Annotated in this window: 12 protein-coding genes; 2 read left to right on the forward strand and 10 right to left on the reverse strand. The window is 52.0% G+C overall.

The features are described from left to right. Positions 1-7: 7 nt before the first annotated feature. From QZN53_RS00435 to QZN53_RS00475, 9 genes are all read right to left on the reverse strand, one after another. The gene (locus QZN53_RS00435; RefSeq protein ID WP_163436668.1) at positions 8-2,821 is read right to left on the reverse strand and encodes a CotH kinase family protein; all 2,814 of its coding nucleotides are present in this window, start codon (positions 2,819-2,821) and stop codon (positions 8-10) included. 50 nt (positions 2,822-2,871) lie between these two features. Continuing rightward, the gene (locus QZN53_RS00440) at positions 2,872-3,702 is read right to left on the reverse strand and encodes an EamA family transporter (protein ID WP_294650787.1); all 831 of its coding nucleotides are present in this window, start codon (positions 3,700-3,702) and stop codon (positions 2,872-2,874) included. 18 nt (positions 3,703-3,720) lie between these two features. Next, a complete protein-coding gene (locus tag QZN53_RS00445) occupies positions 3,721-6,048 on the reverse strand; it encodes a lytic transglycosylase domain-containing protein (protein WP_294650788.1) in 2,328 nt (775 codons plus the stop codon). Between the two features lie 89 nt (positions 6,049-6,137). Continuing rightward, positions 6,138-7,958 carry a phosphoenolpyruvate--protein phosphotransferase gene (gene ptsP / locus QZN53_RS00450; RefSeq protein ID WP_163436672.1) on the reverse strand — a complete coding sequence of 607 codons (1,821 nt, stop codon included), beginning with the start codon at positions 7,956-7,958 and terminating at the stop codon, positions 6,138-6,140. Beyond that, complete coding sequence (locus tag QZN53_RS00455; protein ID WP_073319470.1) at positions 7,930-8,202, reverse strand: HPr family phosphocarrier protein; 273 nt, start codon at positions 8,200-8,202, stop codon at positions 7,930-7,932. The genes ptsP and QZN53_RS00455 overlap by 29 nt, the downstream gene beginning before the upstream one ends. A gap of 8 nt (positions 8,203-8,210) precedes the next feature. Further along, complete coding sequence (locus tag QZN53_RS00460) at positions 8,211-9,131, reverse strand: MlaD family protein (protein ID WP_163436674.1); 921 nt, start codon at positions 9,129-9,131, stop codon at positions 8,211-8,213. Between the two features lie 82 nt (positions 9,132-9,213). After that, positions 9,214-9,867 (reverse strand): RNA methyltransferase, encoded by a 654-nt coding sequence (locus QZN53_RS00465; protein ID WP_163436676.1) that lies wholly within the window; start codon positions 9,865-9,867, stop codon positions 9,214-9,216. After that, the gene (locus tag QZN53_RS00470) at positions 9,864-10,931 is read right to left on the reverse strand and encodes a hypothetical protein (RefSeq protein WP_163436677.1); all 1,068 of its coding nucleotides are present in this window, start codon (positions 10,929-10,931) and stop codon (positions 9,864-9,866) included. The genes QZN53_RS00465 and QZN53_RS00470 overlap by 4 nt, the downstream gene beginning before the upstream one ends. Beyond that, positions 10,931-12,481, reverse strand: coding sequence for a pitrilysin family protein (locus tag QZN53_RS00475; protein WP_294650799.1), 1,551 nt, complete (start codon positions 12,479-12,481; stop codon positions 10,931-10,933). The genes QZN53_RS00470 and QZN53_RS00475 overlap by 1 nt, the downstream gene beginning before the upstream one ends. A 48-nt stretch (positions 12,482-12,529) precedes the next feature. Here QZN53_RS00475 and QZN53_RS00480 point away from each other — a divergent pair, with 48 nt between their 5' ends. Together QZN53_RS00480 and QZN53_RS00485 are read left to right on the forward strand one after the other, a co-directional pair. Next, positions 12,530-13,426, forward strand: a complete 897-nt coding sequence (locus QZN53_RS00480; protein ID WP_163436679.1) for a glutamate--tRNA ligase family protein — start codon at positions 12,530-12,532, stop codon at positions 13,424-13,426. A gap of 69 nt (positions 13,427-13,495) precedes the next feature. Then, on the forward strand, positions 13,496-17,593 hold the full coding sequence (locus QZN53_RS00485) for a hypothetical protein (protein ID WP_163436680.1): 4,098 nt from the start codon (positions 13,496-13,498) through the stop codon (positions 17,591-17,593). A 70-nt stretch (positions 17,594-17,663) separates the two neighbouring features. Here the strand turns inward: QZN53_RS00485 and QZN53_RS00490 are convergent, their stop codons facing one another. Further along, on the reverse strand, positions 17,664-18,062 hold the full coding sequence (locus tag QZN53_RS00490) for an SPOR domain-containing protein (RefSeq protein WP_163436682.1): 399 nt from the start codon (positions 18,060-18,062) through the stop codon (positions 17,664-17,666). Positions 18,063-18,084: the final 22 nt, after the last annotated feature.

Here is an 18,084-nt window from a genome sequence, read left to right on the forward strand (position 1 = left end):
AAGAAACTCACTTGAAAACGGCGGTCAAGGTTTCCACTTCCCCCGGGGACACATAACGCGTCTGCTCCATTACGCCATCACTCCAACCCGCCCAAACGCCACCATTAGTTGGCACAGCCTCAAGCATCACGGAAAGCCCTTCAAAGAAATTGACCACTAGCGGATACGAATCAATTTTCAGTCCGTGAACGTTTATTACACCCGGTCCGCTTACCGAAAGAGACAACGCAATCGGACGCCCTAGTTCAAAATATTCACGCAGTTCATCGTACACAACCCCCGGGCGGTCCTGCGCAAAGCTCTTGATGTCTTCAAGCTGACGGTCCATTCTTGACGCATTCAAGTTCCAACGCTCCTGATCGCGCGGAATTTCCGACTCGATTTCAGACATCATGCGTTCAATACGGGCAAGCACGCGCGTGCTCGAGAAATTCATATTCAACAGCACCGCCATGCGGTTCACGAATGCGGTACGGAATCCGGAATTTTCAAGCAGTCTCCGGAACAACTGCGTATACTCAGGGCCGTTCGGCCAAGATTCACCATCTTCTGCCGCGGCAAATTCAAAGATGTTGTTCGTGTATTCACTGTAACCGTTCCCCATTCCGAAATCCATGTCGTACAGGAACCATTTCCACTGAGTTTTCGGATTGTTGCTACGCCACTTCTTCAGGTTGTTGCCCGGCCAGTCGCGGTTATTCGCATACATTTCGGTCTGCATATAATTGATAAAGTTGTCAACATCGATTTGAGAAGCCAAATAGGCATAATTGTCTTCGTTTTCAAGGCTATTGAGTTCAAGCCAATCCATCAGCGCCACGTAATCGACAGCAGAGCCCGCCGACACGGAATTGTCCGCTTTAAGCAAATCAATATCGTCAGGATTCAGCCCATAATGTGTTTCAAAGTAGTACTCGGTAGAACGCTCGCGAATGCTATGGATGCCATAATATTCACCGTTATAGTAAACCACCGCAAATCGACCGCGCTGGTAATCCACACCCAAGCCTTCGCTAATCGAACTGGCCAAACGGTCGCGAATGTAGTCGTTGCCGAAATTACTTCCGTTATTACGCAAAATGAAAACCTTGAACTTGTTCAGCTCCGGAAATTCCGGGAACAGGCTGTAATGCAAACGTTTGTCGCCATACTTTTCGCGGAAGGTAATCGACACCGACTTCTTGTCATTCTGGCGGCTGTAATTTCCGAAAATCTTGAGACCCGCGCGTTTTACGAATGCGGGCTCATTCACACCCGGCTCCATGAATTCCACCGCCACGGGGATTTCCTTGTCAAGCCAGTAATTCGCACCGTAATGAGGCGCCTTATCCTGCGCAAAATTTCCTTCCATATAGATTCCCGAATCCGGATCAAAAAGCGAATTCGGGTCCGCCGTCAAAAACACCGCCGGGACTGCAGGCGCCTTGTCAAAAACGTACGTGCGCACCAGTTCTTCGCCCGGAAGCTTGCCCGCCTCAAAAGCAGCACAGCGAACTGTCGTAGTCGATTCAATCGTCAGCGCCGTCGCGACTGCAGACTCTGCCATAGGCGCAAGGCCGCCCTTTTCGCAGCGCACATTCGCGCTTTCAGGCAAGGCAATCACAAAAGCCTTGTCGTAAAAGCCTGACGACGGAATTTCAGCCAAGGTATCTACCGCCGGCGAGCGCGACTGCACCACTGGCTGCGTCACAAGGCCATAGGGCGAAGCGTCGCCAAAGCCAAAACCATTTGTGCCATCGGCAAACGTTCCGAAGCTCCAAGTTTTTCCTACAGGCATTTCAGGGTATGCAACAGAATCTACAATCGCCGTATCGGCATTCACCAAATACAAGCGCCCACCCGCCTCAGAAATCTTGAAACCCGCATGCGGTTCATGTCCGCGATTGCGGGCGATATAGCTAAAAACTTTAACAGTCACCTCTTGCGATTCATTCGCCTCGGGACTCATGCGCGTGCCGTAAATATTCTTGAGGTCCGGGAACGTCGTCCCTGTCGGGAGAGCCGCGCGGTACACCGTCGAAGAATCGCCCGTACCCGTAAACACGATTTCGTAACCTTTCCAGTCATCAATATCGGGCTGCGTGAGTCTGAAAGAAACCTTGCGATCCTTGGTAATGTAGGCCTGCATCAAGATTTCATTCGCCGCCGAAATATCGAGCACGTCGTCCTTATCAGAACTTCCGGTTCCCACGAACACCGCAATCGATGACCAGCCAAGTTCCTCATTCTCGCCAAGTTTCATGACGGCGCCAAACTGGCTGCCACCTTTTGCGCCAAAGCAGTTTTCCTTCTTGCCCGGCAAAGGGTCCGCATAGCTATAACCCGGCGGGTCATTCTGCGAATCGGTCCATGTCCAGCAACCAGGTCCAATCATGTCAAGAGAATCATGCGGCAACACATAATCAGGGTAATTCTTGCCCGACATGAACACCAGCAAGAATGCATTCGGCGCCATTTTCACATTACCGAATTTCCATTTGAACGGATCCGTTTTCGAATCGGTCAAATACAGGCCCGACAAATCTACCGTATCAGCCGAAGTGTTGAAAAGTTCCACCCAGCCGGCATCGCCACCCTCGTGGTCTTCATAAACAATATTAATCGGGTCAACCTCGGTAAACATGACCGGGCCACCCACAAATCGGAGCGTTACGCTATCGACAGCCGTAGAATCATTTGCAGGAACATCCGGTTCAGACTTAGAAGAACTTGATGAATCGTCGGAACATGCCGAGAGCGCCAAAGCCGACAGCAACAATATGCAAGAGAACGGCCCTCCGGCCTTACAAACCAAAGACGAGAAAAAACGCCAACACACCATGTATTGAATATATATTAAAAGGCCGACAATCGGCGGATAATAAGCTTTTCTTAAGCCGATTTCTTTTTCTTTCTTCTAGGGCGGCGCACAATAAAGAGGCAAGCGCCAATCAGCACGAGGCTCACCGAAATCACCTTGCCCAATGGGAAGGCTTCCGAAAACACGAGCACGCCGGCCAAAGTCGGCACCGCGGCACCAACAGCCGCACTGAACGGGATAATGAACAGCGCGCGACCGCGGGAGAACGAAACCTGTGAATACAAGAAAGCAATGCTATAAGTCGCAATGTAGCCAAGCGTCCTAAAATCCAAAAGCACGTTCGCTACAGACGAAAGTTCGATGTGGTCCAAGTCAAAATCCATGGCAAGGCTCTTGTAGAATGCGGCGGAAAGCCCAAAGCCGACACCCATGATCAAGGAATCCACCATTTCGCGGTCCTTGACCCACAAGTGCGCCACAAGCGTCACGGCAGAGAGGCCGCCGGCATACGCCCACAGCATTCCGATATTCTGCATGGCCGTAGATTCGCCCAGGTTTTCGACAGAGTACAACAGGCCCGCCACAACAAAGCAAATCGCAATCACAATGCGCTTGGTCAAAGCCTCTTTTAAAATGCAGAAACCCATGAGAGCCGTAAGCACCGGGTTCAAGACCATCATCGGTTGAACCTGGCTCAAGTCATAGCGGGCCATGGCAATGTAGTAGCCAAGCGTCGCAAGACCCGAGCAACAAATGCCAAGCCACCAGAACTTATTGGTGACAACGCCCTTAAAAAATTCCCAAGGTTTCGAAGTACCGCCCGTACGCTTACCCACCGTAGACACGCCCGATTTTTCGAGAATGTTTCCGCAGGCAAAAAGGAACGCCGGCCCAATTGTCAAAAGAAGGAAAAGCATCGATCAAAGCCTATCGTAGATTTCCTGGTAAATCCAGTAGTTGCCCATGACGCGCTTTACGTAGTCGCGGGTTTCCCAATAGCTAATGTCTTCGGCACGCACGTCCCAAGACTTGCCCTCGCCTGCCGCCTGCCAACGCTTCGTGGGCTTGGGGCCTGCATTGTAGTTACCCAGCACATACATGTAGTCGTCATTGTATTCAGCCTTCAAGTCAACCAAGTAGCGAATACCCAGGCGAATGTTCATGTAGGCATTAAACAGTTGTCGCGGTTCAAACGTCGGCAGGTTTTCCTTTTCGGCAAGCATCTTGCCCGTTGCAGGCATAATCTGCAAAAGTCCGCAAGCACCCGCCGGCGACATGATTTCAAAGTTGAAAATCGATTCCTGACGCATCACGCTGTACACAAAGAACGGATCGATACGGTCGCCGGAATGGAACTTCACCTGGTCCATATACGGAATCGGGAACAGGTAATGCAGCACATCGATAGGCGGGGCCATCAGGCGGCGGCGATCAATGTTATTCTGGAACTGACGAGCGAGGCGATACCCGGCAGCGGTTTCGCCCATCTCGTAAAAGAGCTTGCCGTATTCATACAAGAAATCCAAACGTTTCGCATTCTTTTTGCGGGCTTCGTCGTAAAGGGCAAAAGCCTGTTCGCTAAAGCCATACTGGAACAGCGTACGAATGCGGTTGTAACGTTCCTGATTGTAGGTCGTATCGGGCTTGCCCATCTTCTGCGAGGCGCGCACCCAAGCAAGAGTCTGTTCCGGCGCCATACGCACGCCATGCGCATACGGCACATCCTTTTCAGCCATCAGCTTGTAGCCCACCAGCTTCATGCGGCTGCGGTGAGCGTAATACGCAAGCGGGAAATCGCGAATACAATCGAGGTAAGCTTCGCGGGCAAGGGAATCCTTTCCGACTCTCATGTAGGCATCACCCAAGAACATGCGAGCGCCACTACCACTCCACAGGAACGGTTCCTTGGTCGCTTCAATCAAAGCCGGAATCGCTTCTTCCCACTTTTCTTGCTTAAAGTAAACAAAGCCTATGCGGAACTTAGCCCACTGACGCTTGATATTGTTTTTGAAACGCTTGTGCGAAAGAGTCTTGTAGCACACAATGGCGCTATCGTACATTTCTTTCTGTTCGTATTCAAAGCCCTTCACCCACAAGTTGTTGGCGTTTTCCTTGCTGAACTGGCTTGCATCTTGCAAAGCGGCATCCATCTTGCGGATTTCTTTTTCGTAACGACCGGCGTTGTTGCGGTACAAGCGCAAAATCGACTGCATCCACAAGGGGCGAGCTTCTACAGAATCCAGCAAGAACTTGAACTGCTTAATGGATTCATCATCGCGCTTGAGTGTACGCAAGGTCACAGCGCGCTTTTCCCACAAAGCAATGCGGGTATTTATGTCAAGCGAACTCGGCGCCAGCTTTTTCTGCAAAGAATCTTCCGGCGGCGGGAGTGCCGCTTCGGGCGAAAGCGAAACAAGCACGGAATCCAAAATGCGAATGGAATCCAATAGCGTCAAGCATTCATTTGCATTATCCTTGGCGCAAGCCATCTTGGCATAAGCCACCTTTTCTTCCAAAGTCTCGGGAGCGCCGCGCACCTTACGGAGTCTACGAATGGCAGCGAAAGCAGAATCCTTGTAATTGGAAGCACTCGTCAAAAGCCTCAAGTAAATGCGCTTAGCTTCTTTCATCTGCTTGAACTGTTCCAAATACTGGGCATAGCGATAACGCAAGGCAGCCGCATCATCGGATTTCGGATACTTTTCTACAAAGACCTTCAACGAATCCGCATGGGCTCGGTCACTCAAGGAAGAGTCGGCCATCGCCGCTTCAATACGGAGCCTAGATGCAGCGCGGTCAAAAGAAGCATCCTGATCCAGGTTCTTGTACAGTCCGAGCACCACGCGCATGTTCTTGTAGTCGCGTAGCTTGAACAGGCACTTGGCCATTCGCAAAATCACGGAGCCATCTAACTGGGCATCGCGACCACGCAAGGAATCATAAGCAAAGTAGGCACTGTCCCACTGTTCCTTATAAAAGAACTGGGCTGCACGAGCAAAGTCGCGGACATTTTTGGGTTGTGCCTTGTCTTCGCTCAAAGCCTTCAGGCGGTCATAGCGCACCACCACATCCTGGAACTGCGAAGGCGCAACCTGTTCCAAAGCCTCGTACGGATTAGGGGGCGTAAACGGCATCGACGCAATCAAGCTATCAGTCGCTTGCGACGGAAGCGGACTCGGCGCCACAGACGTAGAACCCGCGAATGCGCACACGCCTAAAAACACAACCAACAAAACAATCCTACACATATTTTCTCCTAAAGCCTGCTTTCAAGAACCTTCGGCCCTTCATGCAGGGAGCTTTACCGCAAAGCGAATCCGCGGCAAGCTCATTCCATCTATTTCTTACTGTTATCCACCTGCCCCACGAAGCTCGATATACCCAAGTCGCGAATCGTCTGGGCATACTTGCCACGCATAAAGGCATTCACGCTTTCAGCATCGTCCATCTGCAACACCGTAAGCGCAGAATCGCGCACATCTTCGAAGTTGATCGAGCGGATAATTTTCTTTGTGGACATCACACTCCACGGAGTCATCGACAATTCGTCAACTCCAAGGCCAACCAGCAACAGCACACTCAACGGGTCCGCGCTCATTTCACCGCAAACCGCCACAGGGATTCCTTCGCGGTGCGCCGCCTGGACCGTCTGGTAAATCATGCTGAGCACCGCCGGATGGTGCGGCTGGAACATATCCGTAATCAATTCGTTCGTACGGTCCACGGCAAGCGTAAATTGCACAAGGTCGTTCGTACCGATGCTAAAGAAGTCCACCTCTTTAGCGAGCTTGTCGACAATCATCACTGCGGCAGGCACTTCGATCATCACGCCGATTTTTACCTTCGCGACTTTCTTGCCCTTTTCCTCAAGTTCCTTGCGGCACTTTGCAATGCAGGCCTTTGCGCGGCGGAGTTCTGCCATGCCCGAAATCATGGGCAACAGCAGGCGCAAGTTTTCCTTGGTATTTGCAAGGAGCAAAGCCTTGAGTTGCGTACAGAAAATATCTTCGCGATCCAAGCACACACGAATGGAGCGCCAACCCATAAACGGGTTAGATTCGTTCACCGCCGTAATGCCGCTTACCAGTTTGTCGCCGCCGGCATCCAAGGTACGAATCGTCACCGGGCAGGGGTACATGGTCTCAAGAATGTAGCGGTATGCATCGCGCTGTTCATCTTGAGTGGGAGCGTCGTTACGCAAGAACAAAAATTCAGAACGGTACAGGCCAATACCCGTCGCACCGAAGTCGGTCACCTTTTCCGATTCCGACGGAAGTTCAATATTTGCATGCAGGGTAATGTACTTGCCGTCGCGCGTCATCGGTTCCAGCTGGCGCATCGTGAATAGTTCACGGCGCTGTCTTTCGAAGACTTCCTGTCTTGCATGGAAATCCTTGACGTCATCCTGGTTCGGATTGATAATGACTAGGCCGCTCGAGCCGTCGACAATCACCGTGTCGCCGGTCTTGACCTGAGCCGCAAAATTCCTAAGGCCAGACACCAACGGTATCTGGAGAGAGCGCGCCAAAATGGCCACGTGGCTCGTACGGCCACCGGTATCCATCGCAAGCCCCGCCACCTGGCCGGGCTTGATCGACATCAAAAGGCTAGGCAAAAGTTCATGCCCGACAAGCACCACGCCGTCTTCGGTAGCCACATCCTCGAGCACAGGTCCGGAATCTTCCATGGCCGCCATCAAGCGGTTGTACACGTCCCTCAGGTCGGCCGCCTTGTCACGCATGGCAGGCGAATCGATTTGTTCAAACTTGTCGATGTAGGCGCCCAAGACCACATGCACCGCCCAGCGGGCATTCTTGTGGCCCTTGCGAACCTTTTCAATCACCCCATTGATCAAAGTGGGGTCTTGCAAAATCATCAGGTGGGTCGCAAAGATGAGGCTATCCTTCATCCCGGTGCGACTTTCAGAAAGTTCCTTAATCTGCGAAACTTCCTTGACCGTCTTGTGGACCGCTTTCAAAAACAGCTGTTCTTCGTCCGCAAGTCGGCTCTCGGGGAGAGTCTCCTCTACCACCGAAATCTTCCGGTTGGTAACCGGAAAAACACATCCCATGGCAAAGCCCGGGGATGCAGGAACGCCCGTCAAAACCGTACGGACTTGTTCCGGCTTTTTAACAGGGTTCTTCGTTGAAGTGGTCATTAAACAGACTTTCCAACTGAGACGCGACCTGTTCTTCGTCTTCGCCATCAATTTCGAATTTAACTTCGGAACCTGCAGGAATAGCAAGCATCATCACATTCAAGATGCTCTTGGCATTTGCCTTCGATCCCTCGAACACGATGGATATATCGCTCTTGGCTTGGCCGGTGATATCGACTATCATCCCGGCAGGCCTTGCGTGTATTCCCAACTTGTTTGTTACCACCAATGCTTTTTCGATCATTGTTTTCCTCAGAAAAAATCCACGTTGATGTCTAGACCATCTTGTAAAATAATGCGCACCAAGCTGTCCGCCGAATGAACCGTCTTGACCAAGTCGTCATGCAGGGTGCGGTCGTTCAGCAAGATACCCACCGTGTTGTCCTTGGACTCAATCTTCTTCTGGACCTTCACGACGAGTTCATCCAAATGGCTAGTCACTTCTTCCAGTTCGCCCAGCAACTTGTCGGCGTTGCCCATCACCTTCTCGGTGTTTGCGAACATATTGTCGATCGGCGGTTTCACGCCATCAATCAAGTTATTCACCTTGACCGTCACCTGGTTCAAGCCTTCAAGGCTCTTCCTAAGCTGCGGGTCAGCCGTATTCAGCATCACAAGCACGCGGTCTTCAAGCTTTTCGGCCTTTTCGAGTAGCGTCCTGAAGCGTTCCTGGAATTCCGGGTTCACAATCGTCTGGTTCAAAGCCTGCTTGACCGATTCCAGAAGCACCTTCGTCGAGTCGCAGACCTCGCCCACAAGACCAAGAGCTTCGGCGATACCGGCATCGAACTGGCCCGTAATGGTATCGCCCGGGGCAAAGTAACTTGTCGAATCACCCAGAATCATACCGATCTGGCGTTCACCCATGATACCGATGTTCTGCACGCGGATTTCGGAATCCTTCGGGATTTTCACGTCGGTGCGGAGCCTAATGGTTACCACCACGCGGTGGCCAGCTAAGTCGATTGACTCGACCTTACCGAGCTTCACGCCGTTTACCTTGACGGGGTCATCGAGCACCAAGGTACTCACCTGGGTAAATCGGAGATAGTAGGTGTTAAAGGTTTCGCGAGGGTCCTTCTCGTTTAAGAAGAATATTCCAAAAACAAGAATAATCAGGGCAAGGATGACCACCAAGCCTACTGAAAAATAAAGAGCGGAATACTTTTTCATTTGGAACTCAATCTAGCATTTTTTGTATAGAATACAGAAAAAGCTCTCCGAAAGAGAGCTTTTAAAGCCAGATTTATGGGGACTATTCGTCGATTCGAACAATCGGGCTGTTATTCTCGATACCGTTCACATGGCGGTCGAGCCAGTCCAAAAGCAGAGCATCGCGTTCTGCCTTAGGGAGCAAGAACTTTTCGCGGCCTTCCTTCTGCATGAACACGTCCAGATAAGTCATCAAGACGCCACCGGCCACCGACACGTTCATCGATTCGGTAATACCGTACTGGGGCAGTTTGAACTCGTAATCGGCATGGGCGAGCGTATCGGGGTGATTCCCGTGGAATTCGCTACCCAAGTAAAAAGCGGTAGGCTGGCTCAAGTCCAAATCCAGAACAGAATTGGTGGTATTCGTGCTGGCCACGGCAATCTTGTAGCCCTTGGCGCGCAACTTTTCCATGCACAGCATGCGCTTCTTGTAAAGGTACAGGCTCATCCACTTATAAGAGCCTTTCAGGATAGACTTGTTCACGCTATAGGCGTTGTCTTCTTCAATAATGTGAACGTCCTGAAGTCCAAACACTTCGGCGGTACGGATCACGGCAGAAATATTGTGCGGGTCGAACAAATCTTCGAGCACCATGCAAAAGTGTCTTGTACGGCGATCCACCACAGACGTCAAAAGTTCACGACGGCGTTCCGTCACGCGTTCCAAAAGGGATTCCAAAGTTTCGTTCGTCATTTCTTTTCCTTAATAATCTGAAGATCTTTCACCATAATAGGCACCGCCTGCATATCCTGTTCACGCTTTTGTTTGCGCGCTTTCTGCAAGCGTTCAAAGTCGCCAAGTTCCCAATGAGCCCCATTCACGACTTCTTCAAAATCCAGAACATACTGCACATTCTCTTCGGACTTGAGGGCCGCACTCTTGAGCATGGGTTCCTTATTGCCGCTAAAGTACATTCCCGACGCTTTCTTGATATCATTCACAATCTGCTCGATTTTCGTGTTCACAACGCTTCTGAACACCTTCATCTGCATAATGGAATTGAGCACCGAATTGCCCGGGAACACGATTGCAGTTAATTTGTACTTAATTATCTTACCCGGCATCGGGTCCATGTCCAAGTAGGCAATCGCCGTTCCGTGGAGAGCCCACTTTAAAATTTTTGCATGGCCATATCCAAAGAACAGGTCGCGCATGCCAAGCTTTTGACCAGCGCTGTCCTGCAAGGCCCAATAGAATTCACCCGAAAGGCTACGGCCATTGCTGCCGTTAAAGAACCGTCTGTTCGGGTGCGTGTATTCAAGCACGTAATTTTCGTCGAGATAGGCGTTAATCAACTGTGCCGTAAACGGCATGTTGTCAAACAGGTACTTGATTACGTTTTCATCAAGCGGAAGCGTTCCCGCATAAGTATATTCCACGCGGTATTGGCGTCCCAGTCTCGCATAAATTTCAGGAACCATCGGGGCCTTAGGGTCAGCCTTGTAACCGCGATTAGCAAGTTCCTTGTAGGGTTTGCAGAACTCGTCGTCGTACTTGACCTTGGGCCATGGCTTCATGTCATCTTCGAAACAGCCTTCGAACACCTGGTTCATGCAAATCTTGAGCCCAGAGCAAAGCGAGCGCAAGTCATCATTGCCGCCCAACTTCTTGCGCAAATTGTCATGCATGTGCACTTTCACCATGGGATTAACCGACACGGCATAATCCGAAGCGGCTTTGTCTTCAGCAAAAGAAACCGAAATGCTCAAGAGCATTCCCGCAAGCACACCCCCTGCAATACGGCTTAGCCACGACATTATCTAAACTCCAGACTGTCCTGAGGAATAACGGTAAAGGGCTTAATCGATTCCAATTTCGAAACGGGAGCAACAATCGAGGTGGTCATCTTATCCATGTCAAAATACTTCTTGACCATCGCCTTCACCTGGTCGGCAGTCACAGCATTGATTTCTTTCACGTATTCCAAGTAATGGTCGTAAGATTTCCCCTGCAATTCGCCCTTTGCAAAAATCACGGCAATCGCTTCGGGGCTATCGAACAGGCTCGGCAAGCTTTCGATCAAGGATTTCTTCGCCTGCGCAAGTTCTTCTTCAGTGGGGCCCTGTTCGGCAAATTCATTCACGACTTCGCGAATCAGCTTCAAGGCAAATTCGACCGATTCCACCTTGGTCTGCAACGCAATGGTCACCATGGCCGTGTCGCGGTAATCGTTGCCTACCATGCTATACACGCTGTAAGCAAGGCCTTCGTCACTACGCACGCGGTTCATCAGGCGGCTCGTAAAGCTACCACCGCCCAGAATAAAGTTTGCCACCGCAGCCGGATAGTAATCCGCATGGGGCCTACGTACAAAAGGCTGGTTCATCGAAATGTTGGCCTGCGTAATATCCTTGTCGACCACGTAGATTCCAGGCTTCCTCACAAAGGAAAGCGGAGCCGGTTCCTGCACCACAGGCTTTGCATTCTTCTTCACATTCTTGGCAACCGCGGCATTCCAACTTTCAAAGAATTCCTTGAGCATGGTCACCGCAGAATCCTTATCGATATCACCCGAAAGAGCAAACAGAATACGGGAATCCGCATACACGCCCTGGGCAAAACGCTTCAAGTCGGCAATCGTCACCTTCTTGTAGTCGGCAGCATTGGCATCCCAAAGTCTCGGGTTCGGAGCGTAGTTCACCTTGGAACGGAGCGCCGAAAGCACCTTTGCCGGCGTATCATAGCGGCGGTCATAGGCAGTCAGGTAATTCGCACGCAAGATTTCGAACTGTTCCTTATCAAAGGCCGGAGCGGTCAACACTTGCTTCGAAAGCGAAAGCATGTTCGCGAAATCCTTAGACAGGCAATCGATATCGAATGTCGAGGTAAACGTTCCGACCGAAGACGTAATCCCCGCACTAATGAATTCCAGAGAATCGTCCAGGGCCTTGGCCGAAATGCCGCCACCGCCACCGCGGCGAAGCATGCTGCCCACCATCGACATGGCAGCTTCGTCTTTAAGTGCAAGCGGTGCACGCGGCTGTTCAAAGTAAACCGTAAAATTGACCAGCGGCAAACTTCTGTCGCTCACGATATAACCCGAAATTCCCGGAGCAATTTCTACGCGGTAATCCTTCGGGTACGGGGCTACATATTTGTACTCCGGAAACTGGATATCCTTATAGCTTGCAGGAACTGCAGGTTCAGCCTTTTTTTCTGCAGCGGGAGTTGCCACCGAATCCGCCTGCGCAACAGCCGGAGCAGGCTCCGTCTGCGGTTCCGGAGAACCCGAACAAGCATTCAAGGCAAACACAGTCGCTACCGACGTCGCCGTCAAAAAGAGAACTTTCAAATCAAACTTCATCATAAAAAAAGATAGTAAATCAGAATATAATTCTTTTCTAAATTTCCACATATGCCGGGAATCATCCGATTTGCGCCGAGCCCCACGGGCTTTCTACACGAAGGGCACTTGCTTTCCGCCCTTTACGTGTGCGCCGCCGCCAAAAAATGGGACCTCAAAATCCACCTGCGCATCGAAGACCATGACCAAGGCCGCGCCCGCAAAGAATATATTGACGGAATCCGCGAAGATCTCGCCTGGTTCGGTTTCAAGTACGACAGCGAAAGTATCCAAAGTTCGCACTTTGATTTTTTCCAAAAGGTCCTCGACAAGCTTACTGCCCAAGGGCTCGTGTACCCCTGCACCTGCAGCCGCAAACAACTGCAATCCGAAAACCCCGTAAGCGATACTGGCGAAGTCATTTACCAAGGCAAGTGCCGCACGCAAGCGGCACCTTGTAGCAGCCCCCACAGCCTGCGCATTGTTATTCCAGACAAAGTAATTAACTGGTACGACGAGCGCCTCGGCGACTTCGCCGAAAACCCGAAAAATCAATGCGGCGACTTCCCGATTCGAGACCGCGACGGTTTTTGGACCTATCAATTTGCCGTCTGCATCGACGACCTTACCGAAGGAATCACGCACATTGTCCGCGGCGAAGACATCCGCAATTCCACTGCCCGCCAAATTGCGCTTTCCCAACTGATTGCCGACACCTGCCAAGGCGACCCGGACCTAAATATTCCCCCGTACACGCGCCCGCTATATTTGCACCACCCCCTCATTGTGGATTCCAGCGGAAAAAAACTTTCCAAGCGCGAACACGCCCACAGCCTCCGCCAAGAAAAAGAAAACGGCAAGACCCCCCAAGAACTTTTGGGCCAAATCCTCCATAAAGCAGGTTTTTTGACACACATTGTACCGACAACGTTAGAACAGGCGATAGCAACCGTCGCCGAGCATCTATAAACACGCCTTTTACACTCCTTTTTAGCCACCTAATTCCGCAACCAGCAATAAATTAGGTATATTCAAGGTATGTCTTCACCTTCTGCTATTGTCGCCAAAATTCGGCAAGAAGCCGCCCTCTTTGACTCCAAAGACCGTTTACTCAGTTTTTCGACCAAGAACGACCTTCAGTCTCCCCTGATTACCGAAGCCGGAGACCTCTTCTACGAAAAATGGGTGCAGGCACAAGGGCCGCTTCCCCTGGAATCCTTCTTCCAGGTTTCTCAGAATTTTACGGCGCAGCAAAAGATCACCGCCCTCGATAGCATCACGACGATTCTGCGCCACAAGCTCGACGATTTGGGCGAGACAGACCTTTATCTGCTCCTCGGTTTCTTAAAGTGGGACGGCAACGCCCTTGCCCCCAGTCTCCTGGTTCCGCTCGATTTCGACGCCACTAAGAACACGGTCTCCATTTCCAAGCGCCAGCCCATCGAAAACATCATTCTGCGCGAACGCCTTAAAGATACCGTGGCTCTCCCCTCGGCCGAAGACGCCGTCATCAACGGCAAGTTCAGCCTACTTCTGTATTTTTCACAATTTGAAAAAGCCATCGCCAGCGAACGCAATTGGCGTTTCACCCGCCACGGTCTCTGCCTCGGATTTTTCAACAGCAACCTGCTCGCCCTCAAAAAGCGATTCAGCAAGGGATTTTCCGACAAATCTATCGACGGGAACCCCATCTTGGCCACTCTCCTTTGCAAAGAAGGATTCCAGGCCCAAGAATCCCTTTTCGAAGAGCAGGATTTCGACAACGTCTTTTCGCCCGCCGACCACCACTTCCTTTACACGACCGATTCACATACGAATAAAGTGACGGTGGATGCCGAAAACGAGAACGCCTGTGCTTACGCAATCCAGACGCTCCCCGGCACCGAAAAAATGAAGGTGGCCGCAAATATTGTCGCCGACGAAATCGCCCAAGGCAAAAAGGTTTTAGTCGTCCACAAGCGCGCCGTCACCAAACGCGCCTTCCAGAACGCCTGGCGCCCGGCCTTCCGCAGTTTCCCGGACAGCGACCGCAACGCGCTCGAACAGAAAGTTCGCGCCATGCGCAACGACTTCTTGGAATACTACAACGCGGTCAACAAGCCCATCCCGCCCACCAACGTGGTGCTTTCGGACTTGCTGCGTGAATTCAAAGACGTAAGGCAGCCTAAAAAAAAGTTCCCCGAACGCATTTTCCGCGGCATCGGCCAGCTGGACTTTAACGGCTACCAGGAACTCAAGAAAGATATTCAGATTCTGTCGGAACTCTATTTCGACAAGAACGGCATAGAAGCCCGCAAGGCATTCCGCGGCGTAAAGATTTCAAGCCTTTCAGCCGAACAGCAGCAAGCCCTTTCCGAAGAGCTCCGCTGCGCCGCAGAAAGTGCCAAGAAGCTCACACCGATTATCCAGAAAATGGAATCGACCGGGCTCTTCCCCACAGGCATTTTCCTGTCGAGCATGATCGACATTCTCGAACTGCTGCGCGACAACTTTGACGAAAACACGCCGACGTTCGAAGACTGGCAGCTGCGCAGCCACAACTGGCACGCCTACAAGGACACGCTGACCAACCTCCCCGAAGCGGGCGACCAATGGGTGCGGTACCGTAGGCAGACATCCGACATTTACACCGACAACGCCGTCGACGAAAACATCCAGAATGCACGTGACGACTTTGCCGAATGCCAGAACATTTCTCTCAAGGGCCTTTCGGAACGTTACCGCACTTCGCGCAAGCGCCTTATGCAGGTCATCCGCAAGCCCAAGACCGTCGACTCCGACGCCAAGCTTTTGGACCTGATCGACACGCTCCTCGAGCTGCAAGCGAACAAGAAGACTTACAAAGAAAGCGCCGTGCTCGGCAACCACTTGCTCGGGCGAGACTGGCACTTCGAAGGTTCCAACTGGGTCGAGCTCAACCAGAAGATCCAGTACATCTACAATTTCCGCGACCAGCACAAGGACGACCCCAAGCTGGACTTGCTGTTGCAGCTGCTGGAACAGTGGCATAACTTCAAGGACTTGCAGCCGGAACTTTCGAACCTCTGGAATTCTGTTATCGACCTCCAGACTTCGATCAAGCAAATCAACAAGGACTTGGATCTCGAGACTCCGCTCGAAAGCCTGAACATCGAAAAGTGGCTCGGTCAAATCCAGCAATGGAATGACAACTGGAGCCACCTCGACATCCACCTGCAGCTGACCGCCCATTTCAAGAAAATGGAAAGCTACTGCAACACGGCCCTCATTGAATATCTGAAGGATCCCGAAAACGCAGACACCGATTTCAGCAGCGCACTCGCCCATTACTGGACAGCCGCCCAGATCCAAGCGGCCACCAAAGAATGCCCCGTGCTCTTCTCGGAATCCCCGAAGGCCAAGGCGCAAAAGAGCAAGGAATACCGCACGCTCCTGGACCAGTTCTGCAGCGCAAACTTCAAGGAACTGCACAACGCCGTTGACGCCGACTCGACTATTCTCACAGTCGCAGAACTTGCCGACGCACTCAGCATTCCTGAAAAGCAGACCTTCGACATTTCGATTATTCTCGATGCCGACGCCATCTCGCTGGTCGAGGCATTGCCGATTCTGCTTGCAGCGCCCAAGACCATTCTCATTGGCGACCCGCACAACCCGAGTCACGACTACCTGCCGATTGACGCCTTCCACGAAGAAGCCCTCACACGAAGCGCCTTCTTCCAAGAAAGCATTTTGACGGCAGCACTCCGTCAGGGCGCTCCGACCCGAGAACTCTGGTTTACCTCGCAGTATAGCGACCCGGCGATTGTCACGTTTGCCAACGAACGCATTTACAATCACGGAATCAAGCAGTTCCCGCCTCCGAACAACGATATCTTCAAGGGCATTTCGATCAAGGAAGTTTCCGACAAAATCGAAACGATTGCGCTTACGGCTATCCGCCACGCGGAACGTCACCCGGAAAAGACTCTTGGGATCATCGCATTCCACCAGTCCACCTGTCAAGAAATCGAAGACGCAATCCGCGCAAGACTTGTTGTTGGCACACCTGCAGCAGCCTTCTTTACAAGGCCGAACGCAGACATCCGCTATTACGTCAAGACACCCGAAAGAGCCGTGGACCAGTTCCGCGACACGATTCTCTTGTGCATGGAAGCCGAAGGCGCCAGCGGTCTCGACCACAAGATCGCCGTTTGCTCGACGCTTGCCAAGCGCGAACTTCGCGCCTTCATTACCGAAACCGACCTCGCCAAAATCGCATCGCAAAAGAATTCGCTTTTCCGCGAATGGCTCAATTTCTTGCAGTCCAGACAATACGACCCCGTGGTCGATATCGAACCTGCAGCCTCTCCGCTCCGTAGCGAAGTCATCGAGGCTCTCAAGAACGAAAAGATCTTGGCCCAGGAATACACTTCAAAGGGCGGCATTCCCGTGGGCCCGGTCGTCATCGACGCAAACAACCCCACGCATTTCTTGGCGCTTATCGAAGACGATTGCACCACGGAACGTTTCCGCGACTCTATCGAAGACCGCGACTACGTGCGCCCGCAGATTCTCAAGCAACTCGGCTGGAAGGTCATGAACCTTTGGCTCCCGTTCTGGTACATGTCCAACAAGGACGAAGTCGGACACCTCATGGCAACGCTTGCTATCGAGCAGAGCGTAGCTCCCCCGCCCACCGTCGAAGCCGACGAGGACGATGGTTCCGAAGTCTTTGACGCAGCCGCCAAGCCCATGACAGAACCTTACGTGGTCCAGCACCCGAAAATCGAAGGCACTGCCCACGACAAGCCCATTGCAGAACTCCCGACGGCAGCTCTCATTACGCAGCTCAAGTTCTATGTCGACTCGGAAGCCCCGATCCACGAAGAAATCTTGAAGCAGCGCGTTCTGGAATTGCACCATGTCGACAGAGCAGGTCCCGTGCTCCAGAAGGCGCTCACCGAAGCAATCCTCCAAGGCTTGCAGAAGAAGCGCTTTATCAAGACCGGACCGTTCTACTATTCGCTCAAGGCCAAGGATCCGGTGGCACGCAACCGCGCAAACCGCCCCGACTTTGAACGCAAGCTTGCCTATGTGGCCCCCGAAGAACGCGCGCTCATGCCGCAGAGCATGGACGAGCACGCCATCAAGCAAGCTATGGGTCTCTTGGAATAACAAACATGCCCGGTCAAACCGGGCATTCCTTTTACAAAAAAAAGCCCCGTTTGACACGGGGTTTTCTTAATTACTTCACCTTCACAACGAAAGCGGTAATGTTGTAGGCGGACAATTCGCGAGCCTTGTCTTCGGCAGCCTTCTTGTTGCTCCATCCACCGCCACGGAGCTTGTAGAACGGAGCATCGAACACGACCTGAACCGCATAGCCGGTGCTTGCAGAAAGCTGGGCGCGGCGACGCTGGGCGGCATCAAAATCAGCCACCGATTCAAACTGGAGCATGTAGTAGCCGTCAGACTTGGACGACTTGGCAGCGGCCTTCGGCAGAGCTTCGCTCTTGGAGCTATCGCGCAGGGAGGCGCTCAAAACGGGTTTGTATTCCTTGCCGCGGAAAAGGGTATCCAAATCGGTCGGTTCGGCGGCAAAGGCTAAGGTGCAAAAACAAATAGCAGCTAAAATCTTTCGCATGTCATAAATATAAAAAAAGGAA

The sequence above is a fragment of the uncultured Fibrobacter sp. genome, assembly GCF_900316465.1.
In the GTDB taxonomy this organism is placed as follows: Bacteria; Fibrobacterota; Fibrobacteria; order Fibrobacterales; family Fibrobacteraceae; genus Fibrobacter.